At 40.3% G+C, this 12,145-nt stretch carries 8 protein-coding genes, 3 tRNA genes, 1 other RNA gene and 1 pseudogene; all 13 read left to right on the forward strand.

Features of this window, described 5'->3' with window-relative positions:
• Positions 1 to 73 precede the first annotated feature (73 nt).
• The 13 genes and pseudogenes from parE (at position 74) to ACYVQ1_RS01170 (ending at position 12,092) form a co-directional block, all read left to right on the forward strand.
• Positions 74 to 2,023: a DNA topoisomerase IV subunit B gene (gene parE, locus ACYVQ1_RS01110; RefSeq protein WP_461249547.1), complete on the forward strand. Its 1,950-nt coding sequence runs from the start codon at positions 74 to 76 to the stop codon at positions 2,021 to 2,023.
• 55 nt (positions 2,024 to 2,078) lie between these two features.
• Positions 2,079 to 2,897 carry an aminoglycoside 6-adenylyltransferase gene (locus ACYVQ1_RS01115; protein WP_461249548.1) on the forward strand — a complete coding sequence of 273 codons (819 nt, stop codon included), beginning with the start codon at positions 2,079 to 2,081 and terminating at the stop codon, positions 2,895 to 2,897.
• A 214-nt stretch (positions 2,898 to 3,111) separates the two neighbouring features.
• Entirely contained in the window at positions 3,112 to 5,568 is a 2,457-nt protein-coding gene (gene parC, locus ACYVQ1_RS01120) for a DNA topoisomerase IV subunit A (protein ID WP_461249549.1), read from the forward strand.
• A gap of 154 nt (positions 5,569 to 5,722) precedes the next feature.
• Positions 5,723 to 6,754: pseudogene (locus ACYVQ1_RS01125) on the forward strand (branched-chain amino acid aminotransferase); the annotation flags it as partial.
• A 118-nt stretch (positions 6,755 to 6,872) separates the two neighbouring features.
• On the forward strand, positions 6,873 to 7,103 hold the full coding sequence (locus ACYVQ1_RS01130) for a DUF2969 domain-containing protein (RefSeq protein WP_002950172.1): 231 nt from the start codon (positions 6,873 to 6,875) through the stop codon (positions 7,101 to 7,103).
• A 60-nt stretch (positions 7,104 to 7,163) separates the two neighbouring features.
• Positions 7,164 to 7,244: transfer RNA gene (locus ACYVQ1_RS01135), tRNA-Tyr, on the forward strand.
• Positions 7,245 to 7,312: 68 nt separating this feature from the next.
• Positions 7,313 to 7,384 (forward strand) — tRNA-Gln (locus tag ACYVQ1_RS01140).
• 120 nt (positions 7,385 to 7,504) lie between these two features.
• On the forward strand, positions 7,505 to 8,707 hold the full coding sequence (rpsA, locus tag ACYVQ1_RS01145) for a 30S ribosomal protein S1 (protein WP_003094841.1): 1,203 nt from the start codon (positions 7,505 to 7,507) through the stop codon (positions 8,705 to 8,707).
• A 68-nt stretch (positions 8,708 to 8,775) separates the two neighbouring features.
• A tRNA-Arg gene (locus tag ACYVQ1_RS01150) sits at positions 8,776 to 8,847 on the forward strand.
• Between the two features lie 251 nt (positions 8,848 to 9,098).
• Positions 9,099 to 9,448: a transfer-messenger RNA gene (gene ssrA, locus ACYVQ1_RS01155) on the forward strand.
• A 45-nt stretch (positions 9,449 to 9,493) separates the two neighbouring features.
• The gene (locus tag ACYVQ1_RS01160) at positions 9,494 to 10,114 is read left to right on the forward strand and encodes a DUF3862 domain-containing protein (protein ID WP_461249550.1); all 621 of its coding nucleotides are present in this window, start codon (positions 9,494 to 9,496) and stop codon (positions 10,112 to 10,114) included.
• 69 nt (positions 10,115 to 10,183) lie between these two features.
• Positions 10,184 to 10,879 carry a TVP38/TMEM64 family protein gene (locus ACYVQ1_RS01165; RefSeq protein ID WP_461249551.1) on the forward strand — a complete coding sequence of 232 codons (696 nt, stop codon included), beginning with the start codon at positions 10,184 to 10,186 and terminating at the stop codon, positions 10,877 to 10,879.
• The gene (locus ACYVQ1_RS01170) at positions 10,857 to 12,092 is read left to right on the forward strand and encodes an aminoacyltransferase (protein WP_198463285.1); all 1,236 of its coding nucleotides are present in this window, start codon (positions 10,857 to 10,859) and stop codon (positions 12,090 to 12,092) included. Before ACYVQ1_RS01165 ends, ACYVQ1_RS01170 begins: the two co-directional genes overlap by 23 nt.
• The last annotated feature ends 53 nt before the right edge of the window (positions 12,093 to 12,145 follow it).

Below are 12,145 nucleotides of genomic sequence, written 5' to 3' on the forward strand. Positions count from 1 at the left end.
CTTTCTTGATTTCCTTTGCAAATTCTTCTGAAAACTTATAAAATAAAAAGGATGAAAATTTTGGAGGTCACTCTTGGCTAAAAAAGAAATAAATGTAAATAATTATAATGATGATGCCATTCAGGTACTAGAAGGGTTGGATGCGGTTCGCAAGCGCCCAGGAATGTACATTGGCTCAACGGATGGAACAGGCCTTCACCACCTAGTTTGGGAGATTGTCGACAATGCGGTCGATGAAGCTCTTTCTGGTTTTGGTGATGTCATCGCTGTCACTCTAAATAAGGATGGTTCCGTTTCTGTTTCTGACTCTGGACGTGGAATGCCGACAGGTATGCATGCCATGGGTAAACCAACAGTTGAAGTTATTTTCACTGTTCTCCACGCGGGTGGTAAATTTGGACAGGGTGGTTATAAGACTTCTGGTGGTCTTCACGGTGTGGGTTCTTCAGTTGTTAATGCGCTATCTAGCTGGCTTGAGGTAGAAATTACCCGTGACGGTAGTGTTTATCGTCAGCGTTTTGAAAATGGGGGTCACCCTGTAACAGGACTTGAAAAAATCGGCAAGGCACCTAAATCTAAGACAGGTACAAAAGTTACCTTTATGCCTGATGCTAGTATCTTTTCAACGACTGACTTCAAATTTAACACCATTTCAGAACGTCTCAAAGAATCAGCCTTCCTTCTTAAGAATGTCACTATGACATTGACAGACTTGCGTGGCGAAGAAGAAGTTTGGGAAGAATTCCACTATGAAAATGGGGTTCAAGACTTTGTATCATACTTGAATGAGGACAAGGAAACACTGACACCAGTCATCTATATTGATGGGGACCAGCAGGATTTCCACTTGGAATTAGCCCTTCAGTATAATGACGGTTACTCTGACAATATCCTTTCCTTTGTTAATAATGTCCGTACTAAGGACGGAGGTACCCACGAAACGGGCTTCAAATCTGCCATTACCAAGGCTCTTAACGACTATGCTCGTAAAACAGGTCTTCTCAAAGAGAAGGATAAGAACCTTGAGGGGTCAGATTATCGTGAAGGCTTATCAGCAGTTATCTCGCTCTTGGTTCCTGAGGAACACCTTCAGTTTGAGGGCCAAACCAAGGACAAACTTGGATCTCCTTTAGCTCGTCCCATTGTCGATAGTATTGTTTCAGAGCACTTGACTTATTTCCTTATGGAAAATGGAGATCTGGCTTCTAACTTGGTGCGTAAGGCTATCAAGGCCCGTGATGCCCGTGAAGCTGCTAGAAAAGCACGTGATGCCAGCCGAAATGGTAAGAAAAATAAAAAAGACAAGGGGCTCTTGTCAGGAAAATTGACGCCAGCCCAGTCTAAAAATGCAAAGAAAAATGAGCTTTATCTGGTCGAAGGGGATTCTGCCGGTGGATCAGCCAAACAAGGCCGTGATCGTAAATTCCAGGCTATCCTTCCTCTTCGAGGTAAGGTCCTCAACACTGAGAAATCCAAAATGGCAGACATTCTCAAAAACGAAGAAATCAATACCATGATTTATACTATCGGTGCAGGGGTTGGAGCTGATTTTAACCTTGACGATATTAACTACGACAAGATTATCATCATGACCGATGCCGATACCGATGGAGCTCACATCCAGACCTTGCTTCTTACTTTCTTCTATCGTTATATGCGTCCACTAGTGGAAGCAGGACACGTTTATATCGCTCTGCCTCCTCTTTACAAGATGTCCAAAGGGAAAGGTAAGAAGGAAGTTGTCGAATATGCTTGGACGGATGGGGAACTTGAAGAACTTCGTCAAAAATTTGGTCGTGGAGCTATTCTCCAACGTTACAAGGGGCTTGGTGAGATGAATGCTGACCAGCTTTGGGAAACAACTATGGATCCAGAGACCAGAACGCTTATCCGAGTGACTATTGACGACCTAGCGCGTGCCGAACGTCGTGTCTCAGTTCTTATGGGAGATAAGGCGGCACCACGCCGTCAATGGATTGAAGATAACGTTAAATTTACCTTGGAAGAAAATACGGTATTTTAATTACTTTCTACTATAAAATAAATAAGCCGTAATGTAGAAATGTTAAGGAATCGACATGAGAACTGATACAGAAATAATGACTCTGATCTTGCAGATAGCTGATACTCTGAAAGTAGAAGCAATTGCTTTATCCGGATCCCGAACGAATCCTCAGTCCGTAAAAGATGAGTTTCAAGATTACGATGTGGTCTATATAGTTGATGATCTGGAAGACCTGATTTCAGATTTATCTTGGCTAAACCAGTTTGGAAATCGCCTGATTTCACAATATAACGTAGTAGACCACCGTCATCTTTATCTCATGCTTTTTGAAGATGGGAATCGCATTGATTTGACCCTCTGTCCTAAGGAGTATATCCAAGAGTGGGTAGACAGCGAAGCAAATTTTGAAGTTATAAAAGATGACAAAGGTTTGTTTGAATCGTATTTGCCAAGCCCAAAACGTTACTGGACCTGTCTGCCTACTGAAGAGGAGTTTGCAGCTACTTGCAATGAATTTTGGTGGGTATCGGCTTATGTGGTAAAAGCTATTCGAAGAAATCAGCTTATTTATGCGACTGATCACCTCTATGGCATTTGTCAGCAAGAACTCCTCAAGGTCTTAGCTTGGCAGGTAGCAAGTGATAAGGGAATAGTTGACATCGGAAAGAACTACAAGCACCTCTTTCACTTTTTGCCTGCTGAGAAGGAAAAGTTGTTCTCCGCACTTCTTGATCTATCCAGTATAGAGAAAATCAGTCAGTCTTTGTTTGCTACCATGAATGTTTTTGATCGGGAAGCTCAAATCCTAGCCCAAAAGATGGGATTTGCCTACAATCACAAAGAGGCTAAGAAGATGATGGCTTATGCTGAGGCGAAACTGTTGAATCATTGATTCAATCATCTATTTTAACTTTGAACTACAGAAAGGATCGTTTAGTTACTTGTAGTAACTGAATTCTTTTTCCTAAAAAATTCTACTCTACATTTTTTGAAAGGAGTTGAACACGCCCTAAATACTGTGTGAAAAAGATAAATTCTCTTGTGAGCATCGCTCACTGCAAGAATTTCCTATTTTCACTTTGTATTTTACGGGCTTTGTATCCTATATGAGTAATATTCAAATCATGTCCCTGGAGGACATCATGGGAGAGCGCTTTGGTCGCTACTCCAAATACATTATTCAAGAACGGGCCCTTCCTGATATTCGGGATGGCTTGAAACCTGTTCAACGTCGTATTCTTTATTCCATGAATAAGGATGGCAATACCCATGATAAGGGCTATCGTAAATCGGCCAAGTCTGTTGGTAACATCATGGGTAATTTCCACCCACATGGTGATAGCTCTATTTATGATGCCATGGTGCGTATGTCCCAGGACTGGAAGAATCGTGAAATTCTAGTTGAGATGCACGGTAACAATGGTTCTATGGACGGTGATCCACCAGCGGCTATGCGTTATACCGAGGCACGCTTGTCAGAGATTGCTGGCTACCTTCTTCAAGATATTGATAAAAACACTGTTCCTTGGGCTTGGAACTTTGATGATACAGAGAAGGAACCAACCGTTTTACCTGCAGCCTTTCCAAACCTTTTGGTAAATGGTGCTACAGGGATTTCTGCTGGTTACGCTACAGACATTCCACCGCATAATCTGTCAGAAGTCATCGATGCCGTTGTCTATATGATTGACCACCCATCTGCTAAACTGGAAAAGTTGATGGAATTCTTGCCAGGACCTGATTTCCCAACAGGTGCTATTATTCAGGGTAAAGATGAGATTCGTAAAGCTTACGAAACTGGTAAGGGCCGAGTAGTTGTGCGCTCACGTACTGAAATTGAGCAACTCAAAGGTGGCAAGGAACAAATCATCGTTACTGAGATTCCTTACGATGTCAATAAGGCAGTTCTTGTTAAAAAAATCGATGATGTTCGAGTCAATAACAAGGTTCCAGGCATTGCAGAAGTTCGTGACGAGTCTGACCGTACAGGGTTGCGTATTGCTATCGAACTTAAGAAGGACGCTGACAGCCAAACCATTCTTAACTATCTTTTGAAATATACGGATCTTCAGGTCAACTATAATTTCAACATGGTAGCTATTGATAATTTCACCCCACGTCAGGTGGGCTTGCAAAAGATTTTGTCTAGCTACATTGCCCACCGTCGCGATATTATCGTTGCGCGTTCAAAATTTGACAAGGAAAAAGCTGAAAAACGTCTTCATATTGTTGAAGGGCTGATTCGTGTTATCTCTATTTTGGATGAGGTTATTGCCCTTATCCGAGCCTCTGAAAATAAGGCTGATGCCAAGGAAAATCTTAAAGTCAGCTATGATTTTTCAGAAGAACAAGCTGAAGCTATCGTGACTTTGCAACTTTATCGTTTAACAAATACGGATATCGTCACTCTCCAAAATGAGGAAGCCGATTTGCGTGAGCAAATTGCGACCTTGGCTGCCATCATTGGTGATGAGCGCACCATGTTTAATGTCATGAAGCGTGAACTCCGTGATATCAAGAAAAAGTTTGGTAATGATCGTCGTTCAGAGTTGCAAGCAGAAACCAAGACTATTGAAATTGATACTGCAAGTTTGATTGTTGAAGAAGAAACCTATGTCAGTATCACTCGCGGTGGTTATGTCAAACGTACTAGTCCACGTTCTTTCAATGCTTCAACGATTGAAGAAGTTGGAAAACGTGATGATGATGACTTGATTCTGGTTCAGCAGGCTAAGACAACACAACATCTCTTGATTTTTACCAATCAGGCCAATGTGATTTATCGCCCAATTCACGAATTACCAGACATTCGTTGGAAGGATCTGGGGGAGCATTTATCACAAACCATCACCAATTTATCGAAGGATGAAGAAGTGCTTTACGCTGAAATTCTGGATGATTTTGATGCTGGTACTTACCTAGTAGCTACTAAGCTTGGTCAAATTAAACGCTTCGAACGTAAGGAATTTACGCCATGGCGTACCTACAAGTCTAAGTCAGTTAAATATGGTAAACTCAAGGATGAAAGTGATTTAATTGTCACAGTTACTCCAATTCAATTGGATGATATCATGATTATCACTCAAAAAGGATATGCCCTTCGTTTCAATGCGGATGAAGTTCCAGTGGTTGGTGCTAAGGCAGCAGGTGTTAAGGCAATCAATCTTAAGGATGACGATAAGGTTCAGGCTGTTTTTGTGGCAAATACGCAAAGTTTCTACTTGCTTACACAACGAGCTAGTCTCAAACGTGTGGCGACATCTGACATTCCACAGGCTAAGCGAGCTGGTCGAGGTCTCCAGGTTCTTCGTGAGCTTAAGACTAAGCCTCACCGTGTCTTCACAGCTGGTCCAGTCTTTACAGAAAATGCTGGAGCTGAGATAGATCTTCTAGCGACACCTGTAGAAGAGACTCCTCAGACCCTGTATGTAACAGCTACAACAGGTGAAACTGCAGAGGTTGATTTATCACTTCTTAATCTTTCAGAGCGTACTAGCAACGGAAGTTTCATTGAAGGACTAGCAGACAAGGAAGTCTTCTCAGCTAAGATTCTTGAAAAATAGAGTTAAGAAAGCTTTGTTCTCTTACTAGAGGACAGAGTTTTTTCTTTGGCTGCCCAAATAACTCTTATAAAAGAATTGTCAGAATTTTGCAACACAACCTTGAAATTTTCAATGAAAAGGACTATACTAGAAAGCACATAGTAACAGAAAAGAGGACATACACATGACAGTTGATTTAGACTGGGAAAATCTAGGATTTAATTACCGTAAACTTCCATTCCGTTATATCTCATATTTCAAAGACGGCAAATGGGACGAGGGGCAATTGACTGAGGATGCAACTTTGCATATTTCAGAAGCATCTCCAGCCCTTCACTATGGTCAAGAAGCTTTTGAAGGACTCAAGGCTTACCGTACTAAAGATGGCTCTATTCAATTGTTCCGTCCAGATGAAAATGCCAAACGTTTGCAACGTACTGCTGATCGTCTTTTGATGCCACAAGTTTCTGTTGACAAATTTGTAGATGCATGTAAACAAGTTGTCCGTGCCAATGAAGAATACGTTCCACCATATGGTACAGGTGCTACACTTTATCTCCGTCCACTCTTGATTGGGGTTGGTGACATTATTGGTGTTCACCCGGCAGATGAGTATATCTTTACAATTTTTGCTATGCCAGTAGGGAACTACTTCAAAGGCGGATTGGCTCCAACAAACTTCCTTATCCAGGACGAATACGACCGTGCTGCACCACATGGTACAGGTGCTGCTAAGGTTGGTGGTAACTACGCGGCAAGTATGTTGCCAGGTAAAATTGCCCATGATCGTAATTTCTCTGATGTTATCTACCTTGACCCAGCAACCCACACTAAGATTGAAGAGGTCGGTTCAGCTAACTTCTTTGGTATCACAGCTGATAACGAATTTGTTACGCCACTCAGCCCATCTATCTTGCCATCTATCACCAAGTTTTCATTGCTTTACTTGGCTGAAAATCGTTTTGGTATGAAAGCTATTCAAGGCGATGTTAAGATTGCTGAGTTGGATAAATTTGTTGAAGCAGGTGCCTGTGGTACAGCTGCTGTTATCTCACCAATTGGTGGGGTACAACATGGAGACAACTTCCATGTCTTCTATTCAGAAACAGAAGTCGGACCTGTAACACGTAAACTATATGATGAGTTGACAGGTATCCAATTTGGTGACGTTGAAGCCCCTGAAGGATGGATTGTTAAAGTTGACTAATTCCAAGTAAATATATGATTATTTTAAAGCTTGCTCTTGCAAGCTTTTTTCTTTTTCGGTAAAATTAAGAACATACACTAAGAAAGGATGGCTCGATTTAGGTATCGGGTATAAATCTATGAGTAAAAAAGACAAAAAAATTGAAATCCAAATCAAAGATGCCAAAGTCATTGTAAACAAAGCAACCATTGAAGGTTTTGAGCTTCTTGTTGGTAAGAAAGTCATCGGACAAATTGTAGAAATCGATGGGAAGTTTGCCGTTGTTGATAAAGAAAACGTAGCAGGTTTCCACAAGAAAATGGATGATGCAATAGCTGCCATTATCGAAGCCTACAATCTTAATCATTAAAATCCAAAGTAAAGGCTTGCTTTGGTCAAGAAACTGTGTTATACTATTTCTTGTTCTTAAGGAGAGATAGCGAAGAGGCTAAACGCGGCGGACTGTAAATCCGCTCCTTCGGGTTCGGGGGTTCGAATCCCTCTCTCTCCATGTCTAAGAAACTGAATCGGGATAGTCGATATCAAGTGCTTAGATGTTTTTTTATAGCATTTTGCTATTGGGGTATAGCCAAGCGGTAAGGCAAGGGACTTTGACTCCCTCATGCGTTGGTTCGAATCCAGCTACCCCAGTCAAAGGTATCGGGTGCATTGGCACCGTCTATGTTAATAATTGTCTTTGCGGGTACCTTGAAAAATATATTGTTATCAAGGGTCAGAATTGGCTGGCTCTTGTTGGAGGATTTTTTTAGAATGAACGAATTTGAAGAATTGCTAAACAGTGTTAGCGAAGTTAACACAGGTGACGTTGTAACAGCTGAAGTTATCTCAGTAGATAATGATCAAGCAAATGTTGTTATCGAAGGAACTGGTATCGAAGGTGTTTTGACACGTCGTGAATTGACAAACGACCGTGACGCAAACGTTGCAGACCTTGTTAAAGTTGGTGAAACACTTGAAGTGCTTGTTCTTCGTCAAGTTGTTGGTAAAGATACTGATACTGTAACTTACCTTGTATCTAAAAAACGCTTGGAAGCTCGCAAAGCTTGGGATAAACTTGTTGGTCGTGAAGAAGAAGTTGTTACTGTTAAAGGAACACGCGCTGTTAAAGGCGGACTTTCAGTTGAATTTGAAGGTCTTCGTGGATTTATTCCAGCTTCAATGATCGATACTCGTTTTGTTCGTAACACTGAACAATTTGTAGGTCAAGAATTTGACGCTAAAATTAAAGAAGTTGATCCAGCTGAAAACCGTTTCATCCTTTCACGTCGTGAAGTTGTTGAAGCTGAAGCTGCAGAAGCTCGTAAAGAAGTCTTCTCTAAACTTGAAGTTGGTTCAATCGTAACTGGTAAAGTTGCTCGTTTGACAAGCTTCGGTGCTTTCATCGACCTTGGTGGTGTTGACGGACTTGTTCACGTGACTGAATTGTCTCACGAACGTAACGTTTCACCTAAATCAGTTGTATCTGTAGGTGATGAAGTTGAAGTTAAAGTTCTTGCTATCGACGAAGAAGCAGGACGTGTATCACTTTCACTTAAAGCAACAACACCTGGACCATGGGATGGCGTTGAACAAAAACTTGCTGCTGGTGATGTTATCGAAGGTAAAGTTAAACGCTTGACTGACTTCGGTGCTTTCGTTGAAGTATTGCCAGGTATCGATGGACTTGTTCACATCTCTCAAATTTCACACAAACGTGTTGAAAATCCAAAAGATGTTCTTTCAGTAGGTCAAGACGTTACTGTTAAAGTTCTTGAAGTAAACGCTGATGCAGAACGTGTATCACTTTCTATCAAAGCTCTTGAAGAACGTCCAGCTAACGCTGAAGGCGAAAACAACGAAAAACGACAATCACGTCCACGTCGTCCAAAACGTCAAGAAAAACGTGACTACGAACTTCCAGAAACTCAATCTGGATTCTCAATGGCGGATCTTTTCGGAGATATCGAATTGTAAGATAAAAAAGAGGCATGGAAACATGTCTTTTTTTCTATTTTAGAGTATGCTATAATAGTATACTGTTAGCACCCTTAGTGTAATGGATATCACGTAAGATTCCGGTTCTTGAGATAGGGGTTCGATTCCCTTAGGGTGCAAAAAGAAAAACGTTGAAAGATTTGTTCGCTCAACGTTTTTTTAGTTGCTAAGTTTTAGTGAAATTATTATGTAAAATCTTTTAGTGTTGAAAGGAAAAAGGCAAACATACAGATGAATGGCTACTAGCTTATCCTAAAATCAAAGTTGACTACTGTATTAGCGTCTCTATGGTGGATTTATTGGGGAGACAGCTTGGCTAATCTTTTGCAATTTATTAAAAAATTTGCTATAATACTCAGTATCTCATATTGGGGTCGTTACGGATTCGACAGGCATTATGAGGCATATTCTGCGACTCGTGTGGCGACGTAAACGCTCAGTTAAATATAACTGCAAAAAATACTAATTCTTACGCTGTAGCAGCCTAAACACCTGCTCGCGTGACTTCTAGCAGATTGCTTATGTTTGTTTAGAGGTTTTATTGATTTATAAGCTACGTTTGACCATTGCCTAGCTGGTTGAAAAGAGATTTATAGGCTCGCAGATAGAAGGCTTGAGTTATGTGTCGTCTATCTGTTAAATGAAAGACATAACCTATGGTTGTAGACGAATATGTTGGCAGGTGTTTGGACGTGGGTTCGACTCCCACCGGCTCCATAAATACTTGAGGCGTCAGCCTTTTATTTGTGTATATAGGAATTTATTATGAAAAAACTTTTGTCTTTGACCGTTTTAGGTCTCTCACTTTTTACTCTAGCTGCTTGTGGAAAATCTTCGTCTAAAACTGAGACGAAGGGATCTCTGGATAATGAGGCTTCAAAGATTTTAACTGTTAAGCATGGAAGTGTTCGTCAGAACTTCGATAAAATCACCATGGCAAATGCTTCTCAAGAATTCTCAGGAGGCTCAAATCTTGATAGCTTGAAGGGCTGGTTTGGTGAACCCTCATCAACTGGTCAAGAGCAAGCAGGAGATGCTAAGCTTGATGTTTATAATTGGCAGTATGACAATGTTGTGGTTACAGCGAAGCTCTTTAACAATAGTACTGTCGTTAAGTCAATTTCAAACTTTTCTTACGTCCGTGATCCCAAAATCACACTGAAGATGTATGAAAACCTCAAAAATGGAACTAGCTATGATGATGCTGTCAAAACGCTTGGCACACCGGATGTTTATTCAATCGCTGTCTCTTCAGATGCAACAATGACACAGGCTCTTTGGTCATCAAACCTTGTCGCTAAGAAGGGTGAAACAGGTAGCCTTACCCTTAACTTTAAAAATGGTGCCTTGGAAAACAAGTCACAAGCAAATTTGATTAACAAGTAATCACAGTAAAAAATGCCTTTCTAAATCAATGAAGGCATTTTTTTGTTATAATAAAAGGAGTAATTAAAATTGTGGAGATGTAATGACAAAAAAAGACTATTTTTTATAGGGATAGCAGGTTTAATACTGGTGTTCTTATGGCCTCTTTTAAATAACTTCATCCCCTTAATCAAGGAATGGATCAACGCTAAGCATGATCAAGCCTTTTTAAGAGAAGTTTTTAAGCAGGCTAATTTCCAAAATGCACTTATCCTTATTAGTCTTATGATTCTGTCATCAGCTATTCCTGGAGTTTCAAGTTCTATTTTTTGTATTTTTGTTGGGCTACTCTATGGCCCTATGCTTGCGATTCCGATGAATATTATTGGTAATACTTTTGGAAATTTGACTAGTTCTGAAATTCTGAGAAGACTTGAAAAGCCAGAGAAGTCCAAACGAATGGAGAAACTCCTAAACTATATTGAAAACTTTAAGCATCGTTTTATTGGGATTTCTTTAGCCTTCTCTATTCCTTTTATACCATCAGCACTGGTCAATTATGCTTGTGTTCAGATGAATTTACCCACAAGGACGAGGATTTTGGCAACCCTTATTGGAGTGACGCCAGTCTCGATTGTTTATGCAGTTAGTGGAGATTTGTTGCTTAATATCCGTCCGATTCGAATACCATTAGTGGCAGTACTTGCCATCTTGCTCTTTATCTCACTCGTCATTTACTTTATCCATTTTAGGAAGGAAAAAAATGAGCTTCATTCAAGTAACTAAAGAAGAATTTAACACACATGCTCAACAGGTTTCTGAGCGTTCTTTTATGCAAACGGAGGAAATGGCTAAGCTTCTTGAAAAACGTGGATTTAGCATTAGCTATGTCGCTTGGAAAGAAGGAAATAAACTAGAAGTCTCAGCAATTGTCTACAGCATGCCTATGACTGGTGGGCTTCGTATGGAGGTGAATTGTGGACCGATTCACTCAAATACAGCTCATCTGAGTGACTTTTATCAAGGTTTGAAGGACTATGCTAAGGCAAATGGTGCTCTTGAGCTGTTGATCAAACCTTATGATACTTATCAAATTTTTGATAGTAATGGTGAACCAACTGGTGAAGAGCAGAAGCAATTGATTAGTCAATTGACAGATTTAGGCTATAGCTTTGATGGTTTACAGACAGGTTATCCTGGTGGTGAGCCTGACTGGCACTATGTGAAGGATTTATCTGGGATTGAAGAAAAAGATCTTATCAAGTCTTTCAGTAAAAAAGGGAAACCTCTGGTTAAAAAAGCCAAAACCTTTGGGATTAAGCTGAAAAAACTGAAACGTGATGAGTTATCTATTTTTAAAGAAATTACTTCAGCGACCTCTGATCGTCGTGAGTATAGTGACAAGTCCCTAGATTATTACCAAGATTTTTATGATGCTTTTGGTGACAATGCTGATTTTATGGTGGCTACCTTGAATTTTCAGGATTACTATGACCATTTGGAAAGTGATCAAGCGAAGTTGGGAGCTAGAATTGTCAAATTACAGGCTGATTTAGAGGCTAACCCAAAATCTGAGAAAAAACAAAACCAATTAAGAGAGTTATCAAGTCAGTTTGAGACCTTTGATGTTCGAAAGGGCGAAGCGACTGCTTTTATTGATAAATATGGTCAGGAAGATATTGTTTTGGCTGGCAGTCTTTTTGTCTATACACCTCAAGAAGCTGTTTATCTTTTTAGTGGATCTTATCCGGAGTTTAATAAGTTTTATGCGCCAGCACTCTTACAAGAGTATGTGATGACCCAAGCCATTAAACGTGGGATTACTTTCTATAACTTCCTTGGTATTATGGGGATCTTTGATGGTTCAGATGGGGTTTTGCGATTTAAACAAAACTTTAATGGTTATATTGTACGCAAGATGGGAACCTTCCGTTATTATCCACAGCCACTTAAATATAAAGCGATTCAAGGAGTTAAGAAACTGCTTGGCCGTTCTTAAATTTTAGAGGGTTTCTGTTTGAGTCCTCTTTCATTATACTTCTGTTTATAGAA

It is taken from the genome of Streptococcus parasalivarius (genome assembly GCF_054785155.1).